Origin of the sequence: Enterobacter sp. BNK-22 (genome assembly GCF_048684805.1) — a bacterium.
In the GTDB taxonomy this organism is placed as follows: domain Bacteria; phylum Pseudomonadota; class Gammaproteobacteria; order Enterobacterales; family Enterobacteriaceae; genus Enterobacter; species Enterobacter quasiroggenkampii.
Genome location: NZ_JBLQTT010000001.1, coordinates 2,846,599 through 2,871,049, shown reverse-complemented (window position 1 = coordinate 2,871,049; position 24,451 = coordinate 2,846,599). Strand labels below are relative to the sequence as shown.

Genomic DNA, 24,451 nt, shown 5'->3' with positions numbered 1-24,451 from the left:
TGCAGGAGGCACCGTAATTTATGTCATCATTTGACTACATCAAGACCGCTATCCGCCAGAAGGGCTGCACGCTGCAGCAGGTGGCAGACGCCAGCGGCATGACCAAAGGCTACCTGAGCCAACTGCTGAACGCCAAAATCAAAAGCCCCAGCGCGCAGAAGCTCGAAGCGCTGCACCGCTTTCTGGGGCTGGAATTCCCGCGTATGCAAAAGAACATCGGCGTGGTGTTCGGCAAGTTTTACCCGCTGCATACCGGGCATATCTATCTGATCCAGCGCGCCTGCAGCCAGGTGGACGAGCTGCACATCATCATGGGGTACGATGAAACCCGCGATCGCCAGCTGTTTGAAGACAGCGCCATGTCGCAGCAGCCGACCGTGCCGGACCGCCTGCGCTGGCTGCTTCAGACCTTCAAGTACCAGAAAAACATCCGTATTCACGCCTTTAACGAAGAGGGCATGGAGCCGTACCCGCACGGCTGGGACGTGTGGAGCAACGGCATCAAAGCGTTTATGGAAGAGAAGGGCATTGCGCCTAACTGGATTTACACCTCTGAAGAGTCCGACGCGCCGCAGTTCCGCGAGCATCTGGGCATTGAGACGGTGCTGATCGATCCGAAACGCACCTTCATGAACATCAGCGGGGCACAGATCCGCGAAAACCCGTTCCGCTATTGGGACTACATCCCAACCGAGGTGAAGCCGTTCTTTGTGCGCACCGTCGCCATCCTGGGCGGCGAGTCGAGCGGTAAGTCAACGCTGGTCAACAAGCTGGCGAATATCTTCAATACCACCAGCGCGTGGGAGTACGGGCGCGACTATGTCTTTTCCCATCTGGGCGGTGATGAGATGGCGCTGCAGTATTCCGACTACGACAAAATCGCGCTCGGTCATGCCCAGTACATTGATTTCGCGGTGAAATACGCCAACAAGGTGGCGTTTATCGATACCGATTTTGTCACCACCCAGGCGTTCTGCAAAAAGTACGAAGGGCGTGAACATCCGTTCGTGCAGGCGCTGATTGACGAATACCGCTTTGACCTGGTGATCCTGCTGGAAAACAACACCCCGTGGGTGGCCGACGGCATGCGCAGCCTCGGCAGCTCCGTCGACAGGCGTGAATTCCAGACCATGCTGGTGGATATGCTCAACGAAAACAACGTTGAGTTTGTGCACGTGGAAGAGTCGGACTACGACTCCCGTTTCCTGCGCTGCGTCGAGCTGGTGAAGGAGATGATGGGGGAGCAGGGTTAAAGACGGCTCCGTGCTATCCCCTCTCCCCTATGGGGAGAGGGTTAGGGTGAGGGGGAACAAGCCACTCAGAACTCAATCACCACTTTCCCACGCATATGCCCGTCCAGCACTTTACGGTGCGCCTCCGTAATGCTTTCCACGCTCAGCCCGTGCAGCGTTTCACTCAGTGAGCTTTCCACCAAGCCGTTATCCACCAGCTTCGCCACCTCATTGAGGATCTCACCCTGACGCGCCATATCAGCGGTCTGGTACATGCTGCGGGTGTACATAAATTCCCAGTGCAGCGCGGCGGATTTCGACTTCAGTTTGTCCTGGTTCAGCGGGTGTTCATTCTCCACGATAGAACAGATATGCCCTTGCGGCGCAATCAGTTCGCTGACCGCCTCCCAGTGTCCGTCGGTATCGTTGAGGATGAAAATGTAATCCACAAAGGTCAGCCCGTGCTTCGCCAGTTCGCCTTTCAGATCGCGGTAGTTCACCACCACATCTGCACCGCGATCGCGGCACCACTGGGCGGAATCTTCACGGGAGGCCGTTGCGATGACCTTTACCTTGCTGTTGTGCTTCGCAAACGGGATCGCCAGCGATCCCACGCCGCCCGCACCGCCGATGATCAGCAGGGTTTTGTCCGTACCGGCATCCTGAATATTCAGCCGTTCAAACAGGCCTTCCCACGCGGTGAGCGCGGTCAACGGCAGTGCAGCGGCAGCCGCCCAGCCGAGGCTTGTCGGTTTGTGCCCGACAATGCGCGCGTCGATCAGCTGGTGTGTGGTGTTGCTGCCCGGGCGGGTGATGTCCCCTGCATACCACACCTCATCTCCCGGTTTGAATCCGGTGACGCCAGCGCCAGCGGCTTTGACGATCCCGCTGGCATCCCAGCCGAGCACGCGCGGCTCTTTCAGCCCGTTTTTGGCAATGCCCGCGTGGACTTTGGTATCGACCGGGTTAACGGAGACGGCCTTCACCTCCACCAGCAGATCGTGCTCGCCGGGCTGTGGCATCGGTGGGGTGATTTCAATGAAGGTGGACGGATTTTCCGGGTTCACGGCAATGGCTTTAACTGACATGGTGTGCTCCTCAATGGCATGCGTTTTGTTGAGGCTAGTCTATTAAGTGGCCAGCTGCATGATAAGATGGACAATCAAGAACTCAGCGTTCGTACAGGATGAACAATCATGTTTAAACAGCTGCAGGATATGGCGCTTTTCGCGCTGGTGGCGGAGATGGGCAGCTTTACCGCGGCAGCCCAGAAAGCCGAACTGCCGAAATCCAGCGTCAGCCAGCGAATTAGCCAGCTGGAGCAGCAGGTGGGTATCCGCCTGCTTAACCGCACCACGCGCAGGCTGAACCTGACGTTTGCGGGCGAGCACTATCTGGTGCACTGCCGCGAAATGCTGGCGGCCAGCGAGCGGGCGGAGTATGCCATTCAGCGCCTGCGCGAAAACCCGAGCGGGCGGCTGCGCATCACCTGTCCGGCTGGGATTGGCGCGACGCTGCTGGCGCATATGAATGCCGAGTTCCAGCTTCGCTATCCTGAGGTTTCGCTGGACGTGTCGATCTCTGATGATGTAGTGGATCTGGTCGAGTCCGGCTTTGACGTGGCGCTGCGTACCGGCAAGCCGCAGGACTCCTCCCTGATTGGCCGAATGATCGGACACTGTCCGCGCTACATGCTGGCCTCGCCGGACTATCTGGCGCGCCGGGCGCCGCTAACGCATCCCCGTCAACTGGTGGAGCACCGCAGCATTACGCACAGAGCCTGGTCGGAGTGGCTTCTGCGAAGCGAGAATGAGGATTACCGCTACCTGCCGGATAACGCGCACATGACCGATAATCTGGTATACGCCCGTGAGTGCGCGATGGCCGGTGCGGGGATCACGCTGCTTCCTGCATTTCTGCTGGAAGATAAGGTTGAAAAGGGCGCGCTGGTGCAGGTGCTGCCGGAGTGGAACGTTGAAGGCAACGACCTCTGGCTGGCCTACCCGAGCCGCAAGCTGAATTCGCCCGCGCTGATGAGCTATATCGACTTTGCGATGCAGTTTGACGAGGTGAAGCGGTATTACGTGGGCAAATAAAAAAGCCGGGTGGCGGCTTCGCCTTACCCGGCCTATACACTGTGCGGCCTGATGCCCTCACCCTGACCCTCTCCCACGGGAGAGGGAACAACCATAAAAAACGGCAACCGAAGTTGCCGTTTTGCTTTTATTTCGCAATACGCTTGTACTTAATACGCTTCGGCTCCAGCGCGTCGGCGCCCAGCGTGCGTTTCTTGTACTCTTCGTATTCGGTGAAGTTACCTTCGAAGAACTCCACCTTACCTTCGTCCTGGTAGTCCAGGATGTGGGTCGCGATACGGTCCAGGAACCAGCGGTCGTGCGAGATAACCATCGCGCAGCCCGGGAATTCCAGTAGGGCGTTTTCCAGCGCGCGCAGGGTTTCGATATCCAGGTCGTTTGTTGGTTCATCGAGCAGCAGAACGTTACCGCCCACCTGCAGCAGCTTCGCCAGGTGCAGACGACCGCGCTCACCGCCGGACAGCTCGCCTACACGTTTGCCCTGATCGGTGCCTTTAAAGTTAAAGCGACCAACGTAGGCGCGGCTTGGCATCTCGGTGTTGCCGATACGCATGATATCCAGGCCGCCGGAGACTTCTTCCCACACGGTTTTGCTGTTATCCATCGCGTCACGGAACTGGTCAACGGAGGCCAGCTTCACGGTCTCACCCAGGGTGATAGAGCCGCTGTCTGGCTGTTCCTGACCGGACATCATGCGGAACAGGGTTGATTTACCCGCGCCGTTCGGACCGATGATCCCGACGATAGCGCCTTTCGGTACGGAGAAGGTCAGGTCGTCGATCAGCACACGGTCGCCGTAAGACTTACGCAGGTTGGTCACTTCAACCACTTTATCCCCCAGACGTGCTCCAGGTGGAATAAACAGTTCGTTGGTTTCGTTACGTTTCTGGTATTCGGTGTTGTTCAGCTCTTCGAAGCGTGCCAGACGGGCTTTGCCCTTAGACTGACGGCCTTTCGCGCCCTGACGCACCCACTCCAGCTCTTTCTCGATAGACTTACGACGGGCCGCTTCCTGAGATGCTTCCTGAGCCAGACGCTGATCTTTCTGCTCCAGCCAGGAGGAGTAGTTGCCTTCCCACGGAATACCTTCACCGCGGTCCAGCTCCAGGATCCAGCCGGCGACGTTGTCGAGGAAGTAACGGTCGTGGGTAATCGCCACAACGGTGCCTTCGAAGTCGTGCAGGAAGCGCTCCAGCCACGCCACGGATTCCGCATCCAGGTGGTTAGTTGGTTCGTCGAGCAGCAGCATGTCTGGTTTTTCCAGCAGCAGGCGGCACAGCGCCACGCGGCGGCGTTCACCCCCGGAGAGGTTCGCGATTTTTGCATCCCAGTCCGGCAGACGCAGGGCATCCGCCGCGCGCTCCAGCTGCACGTTCAGGTTGTGACCGTCGTGCGCCTGGATGATCTCTTCATACTTGCCCTGCTGTGCGGCCAGCTTGTCGAAGTCCGCATCCGGCTCGGCGTATTTGGCATACACTTCATCCAGACCTTTCAGGGCGTTAACCACTTCGGATACCGCTTCTTCAACGGATTCGCGAACGGTGTGTTCCGGGTTCAGCTGAGGTTCCTGCGGCAGGTAGCCAATCTTGATGCCAGGCTGCGGACGGGCTTCACCTTCGATGTCTGTATCAATGCCGGCCATGATGCGCAGCAGGGTGGACTTACCGGCACCGTTGAGACCCAGAACACCGATTTTTGCGCCCGGGAAGAAGCTCAGCGAGATATTTTTAAGAATATGACGTTTCGGCGGGACAACTTTGCCGACACGATGCATGGTATAAACGAATTGAGCCACGTTGGACTTCGCCTCTTTTATCGTAATGAGAAGGAATTTCAGCCTCGAAGTGTAGCCTTTTTCCCGCCCTAATCCCAGCCAGGAACGTCGGGAGTGTTAAAACGCGCAAGAAAGGTAAAAAAGTGTCCATGACGTGGCGCGTTGAAGGATGCCTGGTTAGCATAAGTTAATTAGACTTTGACGTGGCAAGACGCTGCAATTGACGAAAAAACAATGAGGAAGAGCTTGTGGAAAAAGCCAAACAGGTGGTCTGGCGTCTGCTGGCTGCCAGCGTATGCGTAATGGCGGTAAGCCAGGCGGTGCATGCCGATTCACTGGATGAACAACGTAGTCGTTACGCTCAGATTAAACAGGCGTGGGACAACAAGCAGATGGATACCGTGCAGGCGCTGATGCCGACGCTAAAGGATTATCCGCTGTATCCGTATCTCGAGTATCGCCAGATCACGGACGATCTCATGAACCAGCCAACCGTCACCGTGAATAACTTCATTCAGGCGAACCCGACCCTGCCGCCAGCCCGAAATCTCCAGTCTCGTTTTGTGAATGAGCTGGCGCGTCGCGAAGACTGGCGCGGGCTGCTGGCGTTTAGCCCAGAAAAGCCGAATACCACCGAAGCCCAGTGTAACTATTACTACGCGAAATGGGCGACCGGCCAGCAGGAAGAGGCCTGGGCCGGGGCGAAAGAGCTCTGGCTGACCGGGAAAAATCAGCCGAACGCCTGTGATTCCCTGTTTGGCGCGTGGCGTGCTTCCGGCAAGCAGGACCCGCTGTCCTATCTTGAGCGCATCCGCCTGGCGATGAAGGCAGGCAACACGCGGCTGGTGACCACGCTGGCGGGGCAGATGCCGTCCGATTACCAGACGATCTCTACGGCGGTTATCTCGCTGGCAAACGATCCCAACAGCGTGCTGACCTTTGCCCGCAGTACGGGCGCGACCGATTTTACCCGCCAGATGGCGGCGGTGGCTTTTGCCAGCGTGGCGCGTGACGATGTGGAAAACGCGCGACTGATGATCCCGCAGCTGGTGCAGGCGCAGCAGCTTAATGAGGAGCAAACCCAGGAGCTGCGCGATATTGTGGCGTGGCGACTGATGGGCACCGATGTGACCGACGAGCAGGCGCGCTGGCGAGACGATGCCATTATGCGTTCGAACTCCACGTCGCTGGTGGAGCGCCGCGTGCGTATGGCGCTGGGTACGGGCGATCGTCGCGGGCTCAATACCTGGCTCGCGCGGTTGCCAATGGAGGCCAAAGAGAAAGACGAATGGCGCTACTGGCAGGCCGATCTGCTGATGGAGCGCGGTCGTGATGATGAAGCCAAAGAGATTCTCCATACGCTGATGCAGCAGCGCGGGTTCTACCCGATGGCGGCCGCGCAGCGCCTGGGCGAGGAGTACACCTTCCGCATTGATAAGGCGCCCGCTAACGCGAACCCGGCGCTGACGCAGGGGCCAGAAATGGCGCGCGTTCGCGAGCTGATGTACTGGAATATGGATAACACCGCGCGCAGCGAATGGGCGAATCTGGTGACCAGCCGCACCACCGATGAAAAAGCCCAGCTTGCCCGCTATGCCTTTGATAACCACTGGTGGGATCTGAGCGTGCAGGCGACGATCGCCGGTAAGCTGTGGGATCATCTGGAGGAGCGTTTCCCGCTGGCGTACAACGATCTGTTCGAACGCTATACCCGCGGCAAAGATATTCCGCAAAGCTACGCGATGGCCATTGCCCGTCAGGAAAGTGCCTGGAACCCGAAAGTCCGTTCCCCGGTGGGCGCCAGCGGCCTGATGCAGATTATGCCGGGAACGGCGACGCACACGGTGAAGATGTTTAACATCCCTGGATACAGCAGCCCGTCACAGCTTCTCGATCCGGATACCAACATCAATATCGGTACCAGCTATCTCCAGTATGTGTATCAGCAGTTCGGCAACAACCGCATCTTCTCATCGGCGGCCTATAACGCGGGACCGGGTCGCGTGCGCACCTGGCTCGGCAACAGCGCCGGACGCATCGACGCCGTGGCGTTTGTCGAGAGCATCCCGTTCTCGGAAACGCGCGGCTACGTGAAGAACGTGCTGGCCTACGACGCCTACTATCGCTACTTCATGGGGCAGAAAGATACCCTGATGAGCGATGCCGAGTGGCAGAGACGTTACTGATCGGCGTGGGTTGTGTTATGCTGTACTCGCTAATGAGTACAAGAGGCAGCATAACATGACCCAGCATTCCCCGTATTCCTCGGCAATGGCCGAACAACGTCATCAGGAGTGGCTTCGTTTTGTGGAGTTGCTTCGCCAGTCTTACGAGCAGGATTTGCATTTACCCCTGATGCAGCTGATGCTCACGCCGGACGAGCGTGAGGCGCTGGGCACGCGCGTGCGGATCATTGAAGAGTTACTGCGCGGCGAGATGAGCCAGCGCGAGCTGAAAAATGAGCTCGGCGCGGGCATCGCAACGATTACCCGCGGATCGAACAGCCTGAAATCGGCGCCCGTTGAGCTGCGTCAGTGGCTGGAAGCGGTGTTGTTGAAAAATACCTAACGATAAATCGCGTTATGGAACGGGCTTAATGCCAGGATCACCGCCTGGTGGTAAACGCCTGAACGCGTCAGCGCGCCTGCGGTAAAGACGCCAATCGCCCCTTCTTTACGGCCAATCTCATCAATGCCGGTGTACTGCGACATCACCGGCCCGAGCGCTTCACCCGCACGCACTTTTTCCAGAATGATTTCCGGCAGGGGCAGGGTGGCCGAACGCGCTTCGCCGCGCTGTTCACGGCTTTCGATCACCACCCAGCTAAAGGTTGCGCCTTCGTCGATACCGGCTTCAATCGCCACCCAAAAGTCCGCATCCGGTGCCGCAGCCCTGGCATTTGCCACGCGATTTCGTGCGCCAGCGCGCGTTTCCTCGCTGCCAAACGGCTGTTCAGGAACGCCACTCTCGACGCCGATGGCCTCAATATGGCAGGATCCTGCGCCGAAGATCTCGTCAAATGCCCTTAGAATTGCCTGAATTTTGGCAGGATTAGTGGTAGCAGAGACAACATGGTGCATAATTAAGCTCGATTCAAAAAAAACTCATCGCAGTATAACGGAAAAAAAGCATGTTACAGGTATACCTTGTTCGCCACGGTGAAACGCAGTGGAACGCCGAGCGACGTATTCAAGGCCAGTCAGACAGTCCTCTCACTGAGAAGGGTGTGCAGCAAGCGTGGCAGGTGGCAGAGCGTGCCAGAACGCTGGGCATTACCCACGTCATTACCAGCGATTTAGGTCGCACACAGCAGACGGCGCGCATCATCGCAGACGCCTGCGGCTGTGACGTCATGCTTGAGCCGCGCCTGCGCGAGCTGGATATGGGCGTGCTGGAAAAACGCCATATCGATACGCTGACGGAAACGGAAGAGGGCTGGCGCCGCACGCTGGTGAACGGTACCGAAGATGGCCGTATTCCTGAGGGCGAATCCATGCAGGAGCTCAGCGTACGTATGCATGCCGCCCTGGCGGAATGCCTGAAGCTTCCGGCGGGAAGCCGTCCGCTGCTGGTGAGTCATGGGATTGCGTTGGGTTGCCTGGTGAGCACCATTCTGGGGTTACCGGCTTACGCTGAGCGCCGTCTGCGTCTGCGTAACTGCTCCATTTCCCGAATTGATTATCAGGAAAGCGCGTGGCTGGCGTCAGGTTGGGTCGTGGAGATGGCAGGGGACATTTCGCATCTTGATGCCCCTGCGCTTGACGAACTGCAGCGTTAACGACGTATTGGAATCAAGAATTCCATACGCAGATTGATAGGGCCTTCTTCCGGTTTCGCATCCTGAGCCGGGTAGTAGAGCTCAATGTCCTGACCTTTACGGCGATTCAGATTCAGCATCGGCATGCAGGTTCCGTAAACGGTCAGGATAAACTCCTGCACCCCCGTTCCCAGCCCTTCATAGGCGAACATCACGTATTCGCCGCCTTCCAGCACGACAGGCTTCGAACCCTGAATGTAGCCATTGGCCATCTCTGGCGTCAGCGCGGTGGTGTAGAACACCTCCTGCTCGTCGTCTTTTTCCTGGCTTGGGTGCGTTTCGTTGAGACCATACAGGATCGGCGGGATCGCCGGCGCGTGGCTCAGGAAGTCGCGCCAGAACTGAACGCGCATCTGATGACGGAACTCGGAAATTTGTTCCAGTGAACAGGAGTAGCTCTGCGTTGTGCCGATCAGATGGGTTTCCGGCAAGGTAATAATTTCATACTTCGGCATCGCGAACTCGCCCAGACGCAGCGGCGGACGCATGCCAAACGAGCTCCAGTCAGGCGAGCGACGATACAGCGCTGGCGTCAACGAGAACTGTTTTTTAAAGGCGCGGGTGAAAGTCTGCTGCGAATCGAAACGATATTGCAGGGCAATATCCAGAATCGGGCGCGCGGTCAGGCGCAGAGCCACAGCAGATTTCGATAAACGACGTGCGCGAATATAGGCCCCGATAGCATGACCGGTGACATCCTTGAACATCCTTTGCAGATGCCACTTGGAATAGCCTGCTTTAGCCGCCACATTATCCAGTGACAAAGGCTGGTCGAGATGACCTTCCAGCCAGGTGAGCAGGTCGCGAATAATTCCAGCCTGATCCATATACTATCCTCATCCTTAAAACAGCAGGTGCCTGATAACAGGTTAGCGGATAATAGCATTTTTTGATGTTTTAGCATTCAGTGTTTTTTTTGCGCATTCATGCTTTTTGCAGGGCATTATGGGCAAATATATTCTAATCCTGTGATCTTGCTACATTTTTGTCTAAAGTGTTGAATAATCGCTCAGTGTAATTTTAAAGAATGGTAACAATATGAAATACAAGACTTTGCTCTTCACCGCGCTGATGTTGATGGTCGGACGCGCTGCACAGGCGGAACAGATTGGTTCCGTCGATACCGTGTTCAAAATGTTTGGCCCGGACCACAAAATTGTCGTTGAGGCGTTTGACGATCCAGACGTGAAAAACGTCACCTGCTATGTCAGCCGTGCGAAAACAGGCGGTATCAAAGGCGGCCTGGGACTGGCGGAGGACACCTCCGATGCGGCGATCTCCTGTCAGCAGGTGGGACCGGTTGAATTGAGCGATAAAATTAAAAACGGCAAAGCGCAGGGCGACGTGGTATTCCAGAAACGGACCTCGCTGGTGTTCAAAAAGCTGCAGGTTGTGCGTTTCTACGACGCCAAACGCAATACGCTGGCCTACCTTGCCTATTCTGACAAAGTGGTGGAAGGCTCGCCGAAAAACGCGATCAGCGCGGTGCCGATTATGCCGTGGCGGGAATAAAAAAACGGCGCAAATGCGCCGTTTTTTAATGCCTTAACTGCGGGATTACTCCTGCAGGTCACCGCAGAAACGGTACCCTTCGCCGTGGATCGTGGCGATGATTTCCGGCGTATCTGGCGTAGATTCGAAGTGCTTACGAATACGACGGATGGTGACGTCTACGGTACGGTCGTGCGGCTTCAGCTCACGGCCGGTCATTTTCTTCAGCAGCTCTGCACGGGACTGGATCTTGCCCGGGTTTTCGCAGAAGTGCAGCATCGCGCGGAATTCACTGCGCGGCAGTTTATACTGCTCGCCGTTCGGGCTAATCAGCGAACGGCTATTGATATCAAGTTCCCAGCCGTTGAATTTGTAGCTATCGACGCTACGACGCTCTTCGCTGACCGTGCCCAGGTTCATGGTACGGGACAGCAGGTTGCGTGCACGAATGGTTAACTCGCGAGGGTTGAACGGCTTGGTGATGTAATCATCCGCACCGATTTCCAGGCCAAGAATTTTATCAACTTCGTTATCACGGCCCGTCAGGAACATTAACGCGACGTTCGCCTGCTCGCGCAGTTCGCGCGCCAGAAGAAGACCGTTTTTGCCCGGCAGGTTAATGTCCATGATCACCAGGTTGATATCATTTTCAGAAAGGATCTGATGCATCTCTGCGCCATCGGTCGCTTCAAAGACATCGTAGCCTTCTGCTTCGAAAATGCTCTTTAACGTGTTGCGTGTTACCAACTCGTCTTCAACGATAAGAATGTGCGGGGTCTGCATGTTTGCTACCTAAATTGCCAACTAAATCGAAACAGGAAGTACAAAAGTCCCTGACCTGCCTGATGCATGTCGCAAATTAACATGATCGGCTTAACGTGACTAAAGTACGTAATTGCGTTCTTGATGCACTTTCCATCAACGTCAACAACATCATTAGCTTGGTCTTGGGTACTTTCCCTTTGGACCCGACAGTGTCAAAAACGGCTGTCATCCTAACCATTTTAACAGCAACATAACAGGCTAAGTGACACCAGACACCCAATAAAACTACGCTTCGTTGACATATATCAAGTTCAATTGTAGCACGTTAACAGTTTGATGAAATCATCGTAGCCGAATGCTAGCCTTTGTCACAATTTTTCAATAAACCAACTAGTTGCGGACATTGATTTATAAACGAAGCGAATCCAATCAGAATAGGGTATTCATGTCGCTATTATCATTATAAAACATAAGGATAATAGTGTTCTGTTAACATTCTAACTGATTGTTCAGACACAGAATAGTTTAGCGTTTTTAATTTGTTATGAAACGCTATTTCGGTGATTTGTGTTGCAATTTTGTAAATTCGCGCTGCGTAATATGTTGAAGTGCATCACATTTTTACCGGCTAACTGATTAAAAAGAGAGCATAAATGCATCTGTCGATTGTACTGGTTGCCCCAGCCAGAGCAGAAAATATAGGCGCAGCGGCGCGTGCCATGAAGACCATGGGTTTTACCGATTTGCGTATTGTGGACAGCATGGCCCATCTGGAACCCGCCGCCCGTTGGGTGGCGCACGGATCGGGAGATATTCTCGATAATATAACCACTTACGCTACGCTTGCCGATGCGCTGCACGATATTTCGTTTACCGTCGCAACCACGGCGCGCAGCCGGGCGAAGTTCCACTACTATGCCACGCCAGCGGAGCTGGTGCCGATGCTCAGCGAGAAAAGCCAGTGGCTGGAGAAAGCGGCGCTGGTGTTTGGGCGTGAAGATTCTGGATTAACCAATGAAGAGCTGGAACTGGCGGACGTGCTGACGGGGGCACCGATGGTCGCGGATTATCCGTCCCTCAATTTAGGCCAGGCGGTCATGGTGTATTGCTATCAATTAGCATCCTTAATACAAATTCCCCCGTCGCAAAATACAGGAACCGATGAAAATCAGCTTGCCGCACTTCGCGCGCGCGTAGAAAACCTGCTCGTGCATCTGGGGGTGGCGGACGATCAAAAAATGGCTGACTGGTTGCAGCAGCGTTTGGGGCGTCTTGAACAGCGGGACACCGCCATGCTGCACCGTTTGCTACACGATATTGAAAAAAAATTGGCCGAGTAAAACACTGCCATAAGTTTTTACTATGGCGAATAAGTCTGTCTGGATGGGTTGCACATGGGGGAATCGGATGAAAATAAATCTGCACACAGCGGGACGTGAGAGTCTCCCGAATTGTGATCAAATTAAAAATTCGTTGACTTAAGGTGCCCGATCCTTTAACCCTAAAAGAATACAGCACAGACAGATAATAATGACAGAGTACACAACATCCATGAAACGCATCAGCATCACCACCATTACCACAACCATCATCATTACCACAGGTAACGATGCGGGCTGACGCGTACAGGAAAAACAGAAAAAAGCCCGCACCTAGACAGTGCGGGCTTTTTTTTCGGCTAAAGGAAACGAGGTAGAACCATGCGAGTGTTGAAGTTCGGCGGTACATCAGTGGCAAATGCAGAACGTTTTCTGCGTGTTGCCGATATCCTGGAAAGCAACGCCAGGCAGGGGCAGGTTGCGACCGTGCTCTCTGCCCCGGCAAAAATCACGAACCATCTGGTGGCGATGATTGAAAAGACCATCGGTGGTCAGGATGCACTTCCGAACATCAGCGACGCAGAGCGTATCTTCGCTGACTTACTGCAAGGGCTGGCGGAGGCGCTGCCTGGCTTCCCGCATGCGCAGCTGAAGTCCTTCGTTGAGCAGGAATTCGCGCAAATTAAACACGTCCTGCACGGCATCAGCCTCCTCGGCCAGTGCCCGGACAGCATCAACGCGGCGCTGATTTGTCGCGGTGAAAAACTCTCTATCGCCATCATGGCGGGCGTGCTGGAAGCGCGCGGCCATAGCGTGACCGTGATCGATCCCGTTGAAAAACTGCTGGCGGTGGGCCACTACCTCGAATCCACCGTTGATATTGCCGAATCAACCCGCCGTATCGCCGCCAGCAAAATTCCGTCTGACCACATGATCCTGATGGCGGGCTTTACTGCCGGTAACGAGAAGGGCGAGCTGGTGGTGCTGGGTCGTAACGGCTCCGACTACTCCGCCGCCGTGCTGGCTGCCTGTTTACGCGCGGACTGTTGCGAGATTTGGACTGACGTCGACGGCGTCTATACCTGCGACCCGCGCCAGGTACCGGACGCCAGGCTGCTGAAGTCGATGTCGTACCAGGAAGCGATGGAGCTTTCCTACTTCGGCGCCAAAGTGCTTCACCCGCGTACCATCTCCCCGATTGCCCAGTTCCAGATCCCTTGCCTGATTAAAAATACCGGTAACCCGCAGGCGCCGGGTACGCTGATTGGCGCGAGCACCGATGAGGACGGTCTGCCGGTGAAAGGCATCTCCAACCTCAACAATATGGCGATGTTCAGCGTCTCCGGCCCGGGAATGAAAGGAATGGTCGGCATGGCGGCACGCGTGTTTGCGGCCATGTCCCGCAACGGTATTTCGGTGGTGCTGATCACCCAGTCCTCTTCCGAATACAGCATCAGCTTCTGCGTGCCGCAGGCTGACTGCCTGCGCGCCCGCCGCGCGCTGGAGGAAGAGTTCTATCTGGAGCTGAAAGAAGAGCTGCTGGAGCCGCTCGCGATTCAGGAGCGTCTGGCGATCATCTCCGTGGTGGGCGACGGTATGCGCACCCTGCGCGGTATCTCCGCCAAATTCTTTGCCGCGCTGGCGCGCGCCAATATCAATATCGTGGCGATTGCCCAGGGCTCGTCAGAGCGTTCAATTTCTGTTGTCGTCGATAACGATGATGCTACCACCGGCGTTCGCGTGGTTCACCAGATGCTGTTTAACACCGATCAGGTCATCGAGCTGTTCCTGATTGGCGTGGGTGGCGTGGGCGGCGCGCTCCTGGAGCAGGTGAAGCGCCAGCAGGCGTGGCTGAAGAAGAAACACATCGACCTGCGCGTCTGCGGGATCGCGAATTCCAAAGCGCTGCTGACCAACGTCCACGGCCTGAACCTGGAAAACTGGCAGGCCGAGATGGAGGAGGCAAAAGAGCCGTTCAACCTGGGCCGCCTGATCCGTCTGGTAAAAGAGTATCACCTGCTTAACCCGGTCATCGTCGACTGCACTTCGAACCAGGCGGTGGCCGACCAGTACGCGGACTTCCTGCGTGAAGGTTTCCACGTGGTGACGCCGAACAAAAAGGCCAACACCTCGTCGATGGATTACTATCACCAACTGCGTCTGGCGGCGAGCAAGTCGCGCCGCAAGTTCCTGTACGACACCAACGTGGGGGCAGGCCTGCCGGTTATCGAGAATCTGCAGAACCTGCTTAACGCGGGCGACGAACTGCAGCGTTTCTCCGGCATTCTCTCCGGCTCGCTGTCGTTTATCTTCGGCAAGCTGGATGAGGGGATGAGCCTCTCGGAAGCCACCCGCGCCGCGCGCGAGCTGGGCTATACCGAGCCGGATCCGCGTGACGACCTTTCCGGTATGGACGTGGCGCGCAAGCTGCTGATCCTCGCCCGCGAAACGGGCCGTGAGCTTGAGCTTTCCGATATCGTGATTGAACCGGTCCTGCCGGCAGAATTTGACAGCAGCGGCGATGTTGGCGCCTTTATGGCCAGGTTGCCGCAGCTTGACGACGCGTTTGCCGCTCGCGTTGCAAAAGCCCGTGATGAAGGTAAGGTATTGCGCTATGTTGGCAACATTGAAGAAGATGGCGTGTGCCGGGTGAAGATTGCCGAAGTGGATGGCAACGACCCGCTGTACAAAGTCAAAAACGGCGAAAACGCCCTCGCGTTTTACAGCCACTATTATCAGCCACTGCCGCTGGTGCTTCGCGGCTATGGCGCAGGGAACGATGTTACGGCGGCGGGTGTGTTTGCCGATCTGTTGCGTACCCTGTCATGGAAGTTAGGAGTTTAACATGGTCAAAGTTTATGCCCCGGCTTCCAGCGCGAATATGAGCGTCGGATTTGACGTGCTGGGTGCGGCGGTGACGCCGGTGGATGGTTCGCTGCTGGGTGATACGGTGACGGTGGAAGCGGCAGACAGCTTCAGCCTGAATAACGTGGGCCGCTTCGCCAGTAAACTGCCGTCTGAGCCGCGCGAAAATATCGTTTATCAGTGCTGGGAACGCTTCTGTCAGGAGATCGGCAAAAACGTGCCGGTCGCCATGACGCTGGAAAAAAGTATGCCGATCGGCTCGGGTCTGGGGTCCAGCGCCTGCTCGGTGGTCGCCGCGCTGGTAGCAATGAACGAGCATTGCGGCAAGCCGCTGAACAACAACCGCCTGCTGGGCTTAATGGGCGAGCTGGAAGGGCGTATCTCCGGCAGCATTCACTATGACAACGTGGCGCCGTGCTTCCTCGGCGGCATGCAGTTGATGATCGAAGAAAATGGCATCATCAGCCAGCAGGTGCCAGGGTTTGATGAGTGGCTGTGGGTGCTGGCCTATCCGGGTATCAAGGTTTCAACCGCGGAAGCGCGGGCGATCCTGCCCGCGCAGTATCGTCGTCAGGACTGTATTGCCCACGGGCGTCATCTGGCGGGCTTTATCCACGCCTGCTACACCCGCCAGCCGCAGCTGGCGGCCAAACTGATGAAGGACGTCATTGCCGAGCCGTACCGCACGAAGCTGCTGCCCGGCTTTAACGAGGCGCGACAGGCATCAATGGATATCGGCGCGCAGGCGTGCGGCATCTCCGGCTCCGGCCCGACGCTGTTCGCCCTGTGCGACAAGGCAGACACTGCGCAGCGCGTGGCGGACTGGCTCTCTAAACACTACCTGCAAAATCAGGAAGGCTTTGTTCATATTTGCCGTCTGGACACGGCTGGCGCACGAGTACTGGGATAATTAATGAAACTCTACAACCTTAAAGATCATAACGAGCAGGTCAGCTTCGCGCAGGCGGTGACTCAGGGACTGGGCAAAAATCAGGGGCTGTTTTTCCCTCATGACCTGCCGGAATTCCAGCTGACCGAGATTGATGACCTGCTTAAGCAGGATTTTGTCACCCGCAGCACCAAAATTCTGTCCGCGTTTATCGGCGATGAAATTCCGCAGGAGCTGCTGGAAGAGCGCGTACGCGCGGCATTCGCGTTCCCGGCGCCGGTTAAGCAGGTTGAGCCTGACGTCGGCTGTCTGGAGCTGTTCCACGGCCCGACCCTGGCGTTCAAAGACTTCGGCGGCCGCTTTATGGCGCAGATGCTGACCCACATCAGCGGCGACAAGCCGGTGACCATCCTGACCGCAACCTCCGGCGATACCGGCGCGGCGGTAGCCCACGCGTTCTACGGCCTGAAAAACGTCCGCGTGGTGATCCTCTATCCGAAAGGTAAAATCAGCCCGCTGCAGGAGAAACTGTTCTGCACCCTCGGCGGCAACATTGAAACCGTGGCAATTGACGGTGATTTCGATGCCTGCCAGGCGCTGGTCAAGCAGGCCTTCGACGACGAAGAGCTGAAGGTGGCGCTGGGTCTGAACTCCGCCAACTCCATCAACATCAGCCGTCTGCTGGCGCAGATCTGCTACTACTTCGAAGCGGTGGCGCAACTGCCGCAGGAAGCGCGCAACCAACTGGTGATCTCCGTGCCGAGCGGTAACTTTGGTGACCTGACGGCGGGCCTGCTGGCAAAATCCCTGGGTCTGCCGGTGAAACGCTTTATCGCCGCCACCAATGCCAACGACACCGTGCCGCGCTTCCTGAAAGACGGGAAGTGGGCGCCGAACGCCACGCAGGCGACCCTCTCCAATGCGATGGATGTGTCACAGCCAAACAACTGGCCGCGCGTGGAAGAGCTGTTCCGCCGTAAGATCTGGCGCCTGGGTGACCTGGGCTATGCCGCGGTGACGGATGAGACCACCAAATCCACCATGCGCGAGCTGAAGGCGGTGGGGTATACCTCTGAACCGCACGCGGCGATCGCCTACCGCGCGCTGCGCGATCAGCTTAATCCGGGTGAATACGGCCTGTTCCTGGGAACCGCACATCCGGCGAAGTTCAAAGAGAGCGTGGAGGCGATTCTGGGCGAAACGCTGCCGCTACCAAAAGAGCTGGCCGAGCGTGCCGACCTGCCGCTGCTGTCTCATGAGCTGCCGGCAGACTTTGCCGCGCTGCGTAAGCTGATGATGACTCGCGCATGATTTTTTGTCGGGTGGCGGCTACGCCTTACCCGACCTACAACCAATGATGACGCGTGCGTGATTGTGTTGCCCGGTGGCGGCTACGCCTTACCGGGCCTACAACGACGAACAAATCGTAGGCCGGGTAAGCGAAGCGCCACCCGGCTTTTTTTATGGAGAAATTAAGGAGGAAAATAGCAGGGAAAAAGTAGAAATTCCCAATAAATGCGGTCACTTAGCGTTTAGGATTGCAGAGAATAACATCCCCCGTTCCCCTCGCGTACTCTCCTTACATCGGCCCACGTTGGGCAAAGATAATAAGGAGTCACCGATGTCTACACTGAAACCTGTGCTGATTGCGCTTTCACTGATGCTGGTCGCTCCCATGGCGGTACAGGCATCCGAAATCACCCTCGTACCCGCGGTCAAACTGCAGATTGGCGACCGGGATAATAACGGGCATTACTGGGACGGCGGCCGCTGGCGCGGCCACGACTGGTGGAAAGCGCATTATGACTGGCGCGATAACCACTGGCGTCCGCATGATGAGCATCGTAAACACGACGATCGTCACGATGACCATCACCACGATGACCGCCGCGACGATCGCGGCCCGGACTGGAAACACCACTAATGCAAAACCCCGCCAGCTGGCGGGGTTTGTTTTTACTGCTCGTGGCGCTTAAACACCAGTTCGCCTTTCCCTGACGATGCCTCGTCAAAGAAGTAGCCTTCACTGTTGAAGGCGGTTAGCTGCTCCGGCTTCGTCAGGCGGTTCTGGATAATGTAGCGGCTCATCAGGCCACGCGCTTTCTTGGCGTAGAAGCTGATCACTTTGAACTTGCCGTTCTTCTCGTCAAGGAATACCGGCTTGATGATGTCGGCATCCAGTTTTTTCGGCTTCACCGACTTGTAGTATTCATCGGACGCCAGGTTAATCACTACGTTATCGCCCTGTGCACGCAGCGCCGCATTCAGCTTATCGGTGATGATATCGCCCCAGAAATGGTAGAGGTCTTTGCCTTTGGCATTCTCCAGACGAATCCCCATCTCCAGACGGTACGGCTGCATCAGATCCAGCGGGCGCAGTACGCCGTACAGACCCGACAGCATGCGCAGATGCTGCTGGGCAAAATCGAAATCGGCTTCGCTAAAATCTTCCGCCTGCAGGCCGGTATACACGTCGCCTTTAAATGCCAGAATCGCCTGACGAGCGTTGGCAGGGGTGAAATCCGGATGCCATTCATGAAAGCGGGTCGCGTTAAGGTCTGCCAGCTTGTCGCTGATGCTCATCAGCGAGGCGATTTGCGGCGCAGAGAGCTTACGCGCTTCGCGGATCAGCTGTTGCGAATAGTCCAGCAGTTCAGGCTGGGTATAGCGTTCGGTGGCGAGCGGGCTCTGGTAGTCGAGCGTTTTTGCAGGTGAAATAAGAATCAGCATATCCAGTCCTTGCAGGAAATTTAGAGCGACTTTAGCAAAAAATCGCCCCGAATTGATCGATAGCTGTTATTGCCGCGGCAAATCATCCCACGTGCCGGGGGCAAGCTGCGCCTTGATATCGGGATAGCGGGCGGGATCAAAGACCGGCGGAACGCCGAGTTTGCGCTGACGCAGATAGTCTCTGGCAATCAGGGTCACCACGGGCGAGAGCAGCAGGATTGCCGTGAGGTTAGTGATCGCCATTAGCGCCATAATGATATCGGCCAGCTGCCAGACCAGCGGCATACTGAGCAGGGAGCCTGCAATCACCATCAGGATAACCCCCAGGCGCAGGGTTCCGATTGCGGCGCGGGAGTCGAGTTTCAGGAAAATAAGGTTATTTTCGGCGTAAAGGTAATTCACCACTATCGAACTGAAGGCAAACAAGATCAGGATGAGCGAGACAAATCCGGCTCCCCAGCCGCCGGTCAGGTTGACCAGCGCCTGCTGGAGAAGCTGTATCCCGACGGTGCCCGACGCGTGCGGTACGGGGCCTGCCAGCAGCAAAATCATGGCGCTGGCGGAACAGATAATAATGGTATCGGTAAAGACGCCAATCATCTGCACAATGCCTTGTGCGGCCGGGTGCGGCGGCCAGGAAGAGGCGGCGGCGGCCGCGTTGGGGGTTGACCCCATACCGGCTTCATTGGAGAACATGCCCCGTTGAAAACCCGCCATCAGCGCCTGGCTGAAGGTGTAGCCCAGCGCCCCGGAGGCCACTTCGCGCCAGCCAAAGGCGCTTTTGACGATGGTGGCAATCACGCCCGGCACCTGGTCGAGATGCAGTGCGGCAACGAACAGGCTCGCGGCAACCCAGAGCAGCGCCATAATGGGCACCAGCCACTGCATCAGGCGAGCGATGCCCTTGAGACCGACCGAGATGGTAAGCAGAACGACGAGGGCTAAAGCGAGACCCGCGATCCACTCGGGGCAGGAGAAGGCATAGCGCAGGGCGTTGGCAACCGAGTTCGCCTGGACGGTATTAAAAATAAGACCGTACGCGAGCAGTAAAAAAACCGAGAACAGGACGCCCATCCAGCGCATCCCTAAGCCACGCGCCATGTACCAGGCTGGACCACCGCGAAACTGGCCGTGCTTATCTTTCTCTTTGTAGAGTTGTGCAAGCGAACTTTCGGCAAAGGAGGTGGCCATCCCGAGTAGCGCCGTCACCCACATCCAGAAGACCGCGCCCGGCCCACCGGCGCTGATAGCCAGCGCAACGCCCGCCAGATTGCCGCTGCCGAGGCGAGCCGCGAGGCTGGTACAGAGCGCCTGGAATGACGTTAATCCGCCCGGCTGAGGCGTGACGCTGTTTTTCAGACTTCTGCCAAACTTGCGAATATAACGAAACTGGATAAACCCACTGCGTAGCGTAAACCAAATCCCTGCTCCCAGAAGCAGGTATATCATTATCGAACCCCAAAGGACTTCGTTAATAAAGAAAAAGAAATCAGGCATTAACGTCCCTCTTGTTGATGCCAATGTGAATATGTAAGCGCTACCACTGATTGGGCATGCTGTTGCTTAGCAGCCTGTTAATATTTCCAGTTTATCATACTCTGCCTAAGCGCACGGTCTGCGGTTGCGCTACCCCTCGGTCGTGTTATCATCAGGGCAGACCGGTTACATCCCCCTAACAAGTAAACCTGTCATTTTTCCGCTGCAGGCATGCTGTCGGTAGCGTGAATTATCCAGGGCACGTTAAAAGAGAAACACTATCATGACGGATAAATTGACCTCCCTTCGTCAGTTCACCACTGTCGTAGCTGACACCGGAGATATCGCGGCAATGAAGCTGTACCAGCCGCAGGATGCCACAACCAACCCTTCTCTGATCCTTAACGCCGCACAGATCCCTGAGTATCGCAAACTGATTGACGACGCAGTGACCTGGGCGAAAGCGCAGAGCAATGACCGCGCGCAGCAGGTTGTGGATGCCACTGACAAACTGGCAGTGAACATCGGTCTGGAGATCCTGAAACTGGTTCCTGGCCGTATCTCTACCGAAGTGGATGCGCGTCTCTCCTACGACACCGAAGCGTCTATCGCCAAAGCGAAACGTCTGATCAAAATGTACAACGACGCGGGCATCAGCAACGACCGTATCCTGATCAAACTGGCTTCTACCTGGCAGGGTATTCGCGCTGCAGAGCAGCTGGAAAAAGACGGTATCAACTGTAACCTGACCTTGCTGTTCTCCTTCGCTCAGGCGCGTGCTTGTGCAGAAGCGGGCGTATACCTGATTTCTCCGTTCGTAGGCCGTATTCTGGACTGGTACAAAGCCAACACCGATAAGAAAGAGTACGCACCGGCTGAAGATCCAGGCGTGATTTCTGTGACTGAAATCTACGAATACTACAAACAGCATGGCTATGAGACTGTGGTTATGGGCGCAAGCTTCCGTAACGTCGGTGAAATCATCGAGCTGGCTGGCTGTGACCGCCTGACCATCGCGCCTGCGCTGCTGAAAGAGCTGGCAGAAAGCGAAGGTACCCTGGAGCGTAAACTGTCCTACACCGGTGAAGTGAAAGCACGCCCAGAGCGCATCACTGAATCCGAGTTCCTGTGGCAGCACAACCAGGATCCAATGGCGGTAGACAAACTGGCGGACGGTATCCGTAAGTTTGCTGTTGACCAGGGCAAACTGGAAAAAATGATCGGCGACCTGCTGTAATCATTCTGCGTGACCGGGCTCCCGGTCACGCGACTGCTTTCGTCCCCTGTCTGAATCCCCTCTCTGCGTGTATCATTCCCTTTAATCAGTACTCTTTGAATGGAATGGATATGAATACCTTACGCATCGGCTTAGTGTCGATTTCTGACCGCGCCTCCAGCGGTGTTTACCAGGATAAAGGCATCCCCGCTCTGGAAGCGTGGCTGGCCAGTGCACTGACTACCCCGTTTGAGATCCAGACTCGCCTGATTCCCGACGAACAGCCGATCATCGAGCAGACCCTGTGTGAGCTGGTGGATGAGATGAGCTGTCACCTGGTGTTAACCACCGGCGGAACCGGCCCCGCACGCCGCGACGTGACGCCGGACGCGACGCTGGCGATTGCCGATCGTGAAATGCCTGGCTTCGGGGAACAGATGCGCCAGATCAGTCTACACTTTGTTCCGACGGCCATTCTTTCCCGCCAGGTGGGGGTGATCCGCAAGCAGGCGTTGATCCTGAACCTGCCGGGCCAGCCGAAGTCGATCAAAGAGACTCTGGAAGGGCTTAAAGCGGAAGACGGTAGCGTCATCGTTCACGGTATCTTTGCAAGTGTACCGTATTGTATACAGCTACTTGACGGCCCGTATGTTGAAACCGATGAGAAAGTGGTAGCAGCTTTTCGTCCTAAAAACGCGCGTCGCGAAACAATCTCCTGAAATTAATCAATATGTGACATAAGCTGAAGCGGCGATAGCGTGGTAACGGTTTTACGGTATAGTAATTTTTTCTTTACGTTTGCTGTAAAAATAAATCCACAATACACGCATAATGGTTCGCTATGTCACATAACACCCGACCTCTGAATCGACAGGATTACAAAACCCTCACGCTCGCGGCCTTAGGCGGCGCGCTGGAGTTTTACGATTTCATTATCTTCGTCTTCTTCGCCGCCGTGGTGGGGGAGCTCTTCTTCCCGGCAGATATCCCGGAGTGGCTGCGTCAGGTGCAAACCTTCGGCATTTTTGCCGCCGGGTATCTGGCGCGTCCGCTGGGCGGCATCATCATGGCCCACTTTGGCGATCTGGTCGGCCGTAAGAAGATGTTTACCCTTAGCATCCTGCTGATGGCCGTGCCGACGCTGGCCATTGGTCTGTTGCCTACCTATGCCTCGATGGGCATTCTCGCGCCGTTGCTGCTGTTGCTGATGCGCGTCCTGCAGGGGGCGGCGATTGGCGGTGAAGTGCCGGGCGCGTGGGTGTTTGTCGCGGAGCATGTTCCCGTGCGCCGCATTGGTATCGCCTGCGGAACCTTAACGGCGGGGCTAACGGTCGGGATCCTGCTCGGCTCGGTGGTCGCCACCATTGTGAATACCAGCATGACGCAGCAGACCGTACACGACTGGGGCTGGCGTATTCCGTTCCTGCTGGGCGGGGCGTTTGGTCTGGTCGCGATGTACCTGCGCCGCTGGCTGCAGGAGACCCCCATTTTCCTCGAAATGCAGCAGCGCAAAGCGCTGGCGCAGGAGCTGCCGGTGAAGGCGGTCGTGGTACGCCATAAAAAAGCGGTGGTGGTATCGATGCTGTTCACCTGGCTGCTCTCGGCGGGCATTGTGGTAGTGATATTGATGTCCCCAGTCTGGCTGCAAAAGCAGTACGGTTTCGCCCCTGCCGTGACGCTACAGGCAAACAGTATCGCGACAATCATGCTCTGCTTTGGCTGTCTGGCCGCCGGGCTGGCGGCGGATCGTTTCGGTGCCAGCGTTACCTTTATTGTCGGCAGCCTGTTACTGGCCGCTTCAAGCTGGGCGTTTTACCATCTGGCAGGCAGCCATCCTGAACAGTTGTTCCTGCTGTACGGCGTGGTAGGGCTGTGCGTGGGCGTTGTCGGGGCGGTACCGTACGTGATGGTGCGCGCGTTCCCGCCAGAGGTTCGCTTCACCGGGATTTCGTTTTCCTACAACGTGTCGTATGCCATTTTCGGTGGGCTGACGCCGATTGCGGTGACGGTCCTGATGGGCGTGTCTCCCATGGCTCCGGCCTGGTACGTGCTGGCGCTGTCGGTGATGGGGCTGGGATTAGGGATTTGGCTTGGGCAGAAGAAGGGATGTCGTGCCCGCGAGGCGGACACGACAGAAGGATCAGTGTTTTTCACCAATCGGTAGCACGGTGCGGTCAAACTGCTCGTTCAGCACTTCACCCATTGCCAGGTAGATAGCGCTTGCGCCGCAAACCAGACCAATCCAGCCTGCAACATGAACGATGCCTTCGTTATCCACCAGGTGACCAATCGCCAGCAGGGCGAACAGGACGGTCAGGCTCAGGAAGACGAACTGCAGCATGCGGTTGCCTTTCAGGGTACCGAAGAACATGAACAGGGTGAAGATGCCCCACAGGCCCAGATAAACGCCCAGGAAGTGGGCGTTTGCCGCGTCTGCCATGCCCATTTTAGGCAGCAGCAGAATGGCAACCAGGGTCAGCCAGAAAGAACCGTAAGAGGTGAAGGCGGTTAAGCCGAAAGTATTGCCTTTCTTATATTCCAGCAGGCCCGCGAAAATTTGCGCGATACCGCCGTAAAAAATGCCCATCGCCAGGATGATGCCATCCATCGGGAACATCCCGATATTGTGCAGGTTCAGCAGAATAGTGGTCATGCCAAAACCCATCAGGCCCAGCGGAGCCGGATTAGCCAACTTAGTGTTGCCCATAAGTCCTCAAAAAAATCATCATTAATATGGTGAAATGGTTAAACCCGCGTCAGTTCTCCCTGACGGGGCGCGGC

Annotated in this window: 24 protein-coding genes and 1 other annotated feature; of the genes, 16 read left to right on the top strand and 8 right to left on the bottom strand. The window is 56.4% G+C overall.

All coding sequences use genetic code 11. The features are described from left to right. Nucleotides 1-20 precede the first annotated feature (20 nt). The gene (gene nadR / locus ACMGGE_RS13525; protein WP_032643997.1) at nucleotides 21-1,253 is read left to right on the top strand and encodes a multifunctional transcriptional regulator/nicotinamide-nucleotide adenylyltransferase/ribosylnicotinamide kinase NadR; all 1,233 of its coding nucleotides are present in this window, start codon (nucleotides 21-23) and stop codon (nucleotides 1,251-1,253) included. A gap of 65 nt (nucleotides 1,254-1,318) precedes the next feature. Here nadR and ACMGGE_RS13520 read toward each other — a convergent pair whose 3' ends face one another. Next, nucleotides 1,319-2,320: a zinc-binding alcohol dehydrogenase family protein gene (locus ACMGGE_RS13520; protein ID WP_420293855.1), complete on the bottom strand. Its 1,002-nt coding sequence runs from the start codon at nucleotides 2,318-2,320 to the stop codon at nucleotides 1,319-1,321. A 108-nt stretch (nucleotides 2,321-2,428) separates the two neighbouring features. Here ACMGGE_RS13520 and ACMGGE_RS13515 point away from each other — a divergent pair, with 108 nt between their 5' ends. Continuing rightward, nucleotides 2,429-3,328 carry a LysR family transcriptional regulator gene (locus ACMGGE_RS13515; protein WP_248210244.1) on the top strand — a complete coding sequence of 300 codons (900 nt, stop codon included), beginning with the start codon at nucleotides 2,429-2,431 and terminating at the stop codon, nucleotides 3,326-3,328. 127 nt (nucleotides 3,329-3,455) lie between these two features. Here ACMGGE_RS13515 and ettA read toward each other — a convergent pair whose 3' ends face one another. Beyond that, nucleotides 3,456-5,123 carry an energy-dependent translational throttle protein EttA gene (gene ettA / locus ACMGGE_RS13510; RefSeq protein ID WP_003856515.1) on the bottom strand — a complete coding sequence of 556 codons (1,668 nt, stop codon included), beginning with the start codon at nucleotides 5,121-5,123 and terminating at the stop codon, nucleotides 3,456-3,458. Between the two features lie 227 nt (nucleotides 5,124-5,350). On the opposite strand from ettA, the gene sltY reads away from it, so the two are divergent. Further along, on the top strand, nucleotides 5,351-7,288 hold the full coding sequence (sltY, locus tag ACMGGE_RS13505; RefSeq protein WP_048028566.1) for a murein transglycosylase: 1,938 nt from the start codon (nucleotides 5,351-5,353) through the stop codon (nucleotides 7,286-7,288). Between the two features lie 55 nt (nucleotides 7,289-7,343). Beyond that, a complete protein-coding gene (trpR, locus tag ACMGGE_RS13500) occupies nucleotides 7,344-7,670 on the top strand; it encodes a trp operon repressor (RefSeq protein ID WP_047747961.1) in 327 nt (108 codons plus the stop codon). On the opposite strand, the gene yjjX is transcribed toward trpR, so the two are convergent. Further along, nucleotides 7,667-8,182, bottom strand: coding sequence for an inosine/xanthosine triphosphatase (gene yjjX, locus ACMGGE_RS13495; RefSeq protein WP_008502058.1), 516 nt, complete (start codon nucleotides 8,180-8,182; stop codon nucleotides 7,667-7,669). The genes trpR and yjjX overlap by 4 nt on opposite strands. Nucleotides 8,183-8,232: 50 nt before the next feature. On the opposite strand from yjjX, the gene gpmB reads away from it, so the two are divergent. Further along, the gene (gene gpmB / locus ACMGGE_RS13490) at nucleotides 8,233-8,880 is read left to right on the top strand and encodes a 2,3-diphosphoglycerate-dependent phosphoglycerate mutase GpmB (RefSeq protein ID WP_008502057.1); all 648 of its coding nucleotides are present in this window, start codon (nucleotides 8,233-8,235) and stop codon (nucleotides 8,878-8,880) included. On the opposite strand, the gene robA is transcribed toward gpmB, so the two are convergent. Further along, on the bottom strand, nucleotides 8,877-9,746 hold the full coding sequence (robA, locus tag ACMGGE_RS13485; RefSeq protein ID WP_045907752.1) for an MDR efflux pump AcrAB transcriptional activator RobA: 870 nt from the start codon (nucleotides 9,744-9,746) through the stop codon (nucleotides 8,877-8,879). The two genes, gpmB and robA, sit on opposite strands and share 4 nt — an antisense overlap. A 211-nt stretch (nucleotides 9,747-9,957) precedes the next feature. On the opposite strand from robA, the gene creA reads away from it, so the two are divergent. After that, on the top strand, nucleotides 9,958-10,431 hold the full coding sequence (creA, locus tag ACMGGE_RS13480; protein ID WP_045907753.1) for a protein CreA: 474 nt from the start codon (nucleotides 9,958-9,960) through the stop codon (nucleotides 10,429-10,431). 45 nt (nucleotides 10,432-10,476) lie between these two features. On the opposite strand, the gene arcA is transcribed toward creA, so the two are convergent. Next, nucleotides 10,477-11,193 (bottom strand): two-component system response regulator ArcA, encoded by a 717-nt coding sequence (gene arcA / locus ACMGGE_RS13475; RefSeq protein WP_003856501.1) that lies wholly within the window; start codon nucleotides 11,191-11,193, stop codon nucleotides 10,477-10,479. Nucleotides 11,194-11,288: 95 nt separating this feature from the next. Between arcA and yjjY the strand changes: the two genes are divergently transcribed. From yjjY to ACMGGE_RS13440, 7 genes are all read left to right on the top strand, one after another. Beyond that, on the top strand, nucleotides 11,289-11,429 hold the full coding sequence (yjjY, locus tag ACMGGE_RS13470; RefSeq protein WP_085928893.1) for a protein YjjY: 141 nt from the start codon (nucleotides 11,289-11,291) through the stop codon (nucleotides 11,427-11,429). A 399-nt stretch (nucleotides 11,430-11,828) separates the two neighbouring features. Beyond that, nucleotides 11,829-12,515 carry a tRNA/rRNA methyltransferase gene (locus ACMGGE_RS13465; RefSeq protein ID WP_048028561.1) on the top strand — a complete coding sequence of 229 codons (687 nt, stop codon included), beginning with the start codon at nucleotides 11,829-11,831 and terminating at the stop codon, nucleotides 12,513-12,515. Between the two features lie 211 nt (nucleotides 12,516-12,726). Further along, nucleotides 12,727-12,795, top strand: coding sequence for a thr operon leader peptide (thrL, locus tag ACMGGE_RS13460; RefSeq protein ID WP_015572623.1), 69 nt, complete (start codon nucleotides 12,727-12,729; stop codon nucleotides 12,793-12,795). Then, nucleotides 12,734-12,851: a sequence feature (Thr leader region), on the top strand. It overlaps the preceding gene by 62 nt. Before the next feature lie 24 nt (nucleotides 12,852-12,875). Further along, entirely contained in the window at nucleotides 12,876-15,338 is a 2,463-nt protein-coding gene (gene thrA / locus ACMGGE_RS13455; protein WP_111967206.1) for a bifunctional aspartate kinase/homoserine dehydrogenase I, read from the top strand. 1 nt (nucleotide 15,339) lies between these two features. Beyond that, the gene (gene thrB, locus ACMGGE_RS13450) at nucleotides 15,340-16,269 is read left to right on the top strand and encodes a homoserine kinase (protein ID WP_045907756.1); all 930 of its coding nucleotides are present in this window, start codon (nucleotides 15,340-15,342) and stop codon (nucleotides 16,267-16,269) included. Between the two features lie 3 nt (nucleotides 16,270-16,272). Then, nucleotides 16,273-17,559: a threonine synthase gene (gene thrC / locus ACMGGE_RS13445; RefSeq protein WP_109845600.1), complete on the top strand. Its 1,287-nt coding sequence runs from the start codon at nucleotides 16,273-16,275 to the stop codon at nucleotides 17,557-17,559. A gap of 310 nt (nucleotides 17,560-17,869) precedes the next feature. Beyond that, nucleotides 17,870-18,172, top strand: a complete 303-nt coding sequence (locus ACMGGE_RS13440) for a DUF2502 domain-containing protein (RefSeq protein ID WP_420293854.1) — start codon at nucleotides 17,870-17,872, stop codon at nucleotides 18,170-18,172. Nucleotides 18,173-18,204: 32 nt separating this feature from the next. On the opposite strand, the gene yaaA is transcribed toward ACMGGE_RS13440, so the two are convergent. Next, nucleotides 18,205-18,978: a peroxide stress protein YaaA gene (gene yaaA / locus ACMGGE_RS13435; protein ID WP_008502047.1), complete on the bottom strand. Its 774-nt coding sequence runs from the start codon at nucleotides 18,976-18,978 to the stop codon at nucleotides 18,205-18,207. Nucleotides 18,979-19,044: 66 nt separating this feature from the next. Further along, nucleotides 19,045-20,475: an alanine/glycine:cation symporter family protein gene (locus ACMGGE_RS13430; protein ID WP_045907759.1), complete on the bottom strand. Its 1,431-nt coding sequence runs from the start codon at nucleotides 20,473-20,475 to the stop codon at nucleotides 19,045-19,047. A gap of 262 nt (nucleotides 20,476-20,737) precedes the next feature. Between ACMGGE_RS13430 and tal the strand changes: the two genes are divergently transcribed. The 3 genes from tal to ACMGGE_RS13415 all read left to right on the top strand — a co-directional run bounded on the left by tal (nucleotide 20,738) and on the right by ACMGGE_RS13415 (nucleotide 23,834). Then, nucleotides 20,738-21,691, top strand: a complete 954-nt coding sequence (gene tal, locus ACMGGE_RS13425; protein WP_024907418.1) for a transaldolase — start codon at nucleotides 20,738-20,740, stop codon at nucleotides 21,689-21,691. A 110-nt stretch (nucleotides 21,692-21,801) separates the two neighbouring features. Further along, the gene (gene mog / locus ACMGGE_RS13420) at nucleotides 21,802-22,389 is read left to right on the top strand and encodes a molybdopterin adenylyltransferase (protein ID WP_008502044.1); all 588 of its coding nucleotides are present in this window, start codon (nucleotides 21,802-21,804) and stop codon (nucleotides 22,387-22,389) included. Between the two features lie 122 nt (nucleotides 22,390-22,511). Then, nucleotides 22,512-23,834, top strand: coding sequence for an MFS transporter (locus tag ACMGGE_RS13415; RefSeq protein ID WP_063620736.1), 1,323 nt, complete (start codon nucleotides 22,512-22,514; stop codon nucleotides 23,832-23,834). Here the strand turns inward: ACMGGE_RS13415 and satP are convergent. After that, the gene (satP, locus tag ACMGGE_RS13410; protein ID WP_032649862.1) at nucleotides 23,811-24,377 is read right to left on the bottom strand and encodes an acetate uptake transporter; all 567 of its coding nucleotides are present in this window, start codon (nucleotides 24,375-24,377) and stop codon (nucleotides 23,811-23,813) included. The genes ACMGGE_RS13415 and satP overlap by 24 nt on opposite strands. Nucleotides 24,378-24,451: the final 74 nt, after the last annotated feature.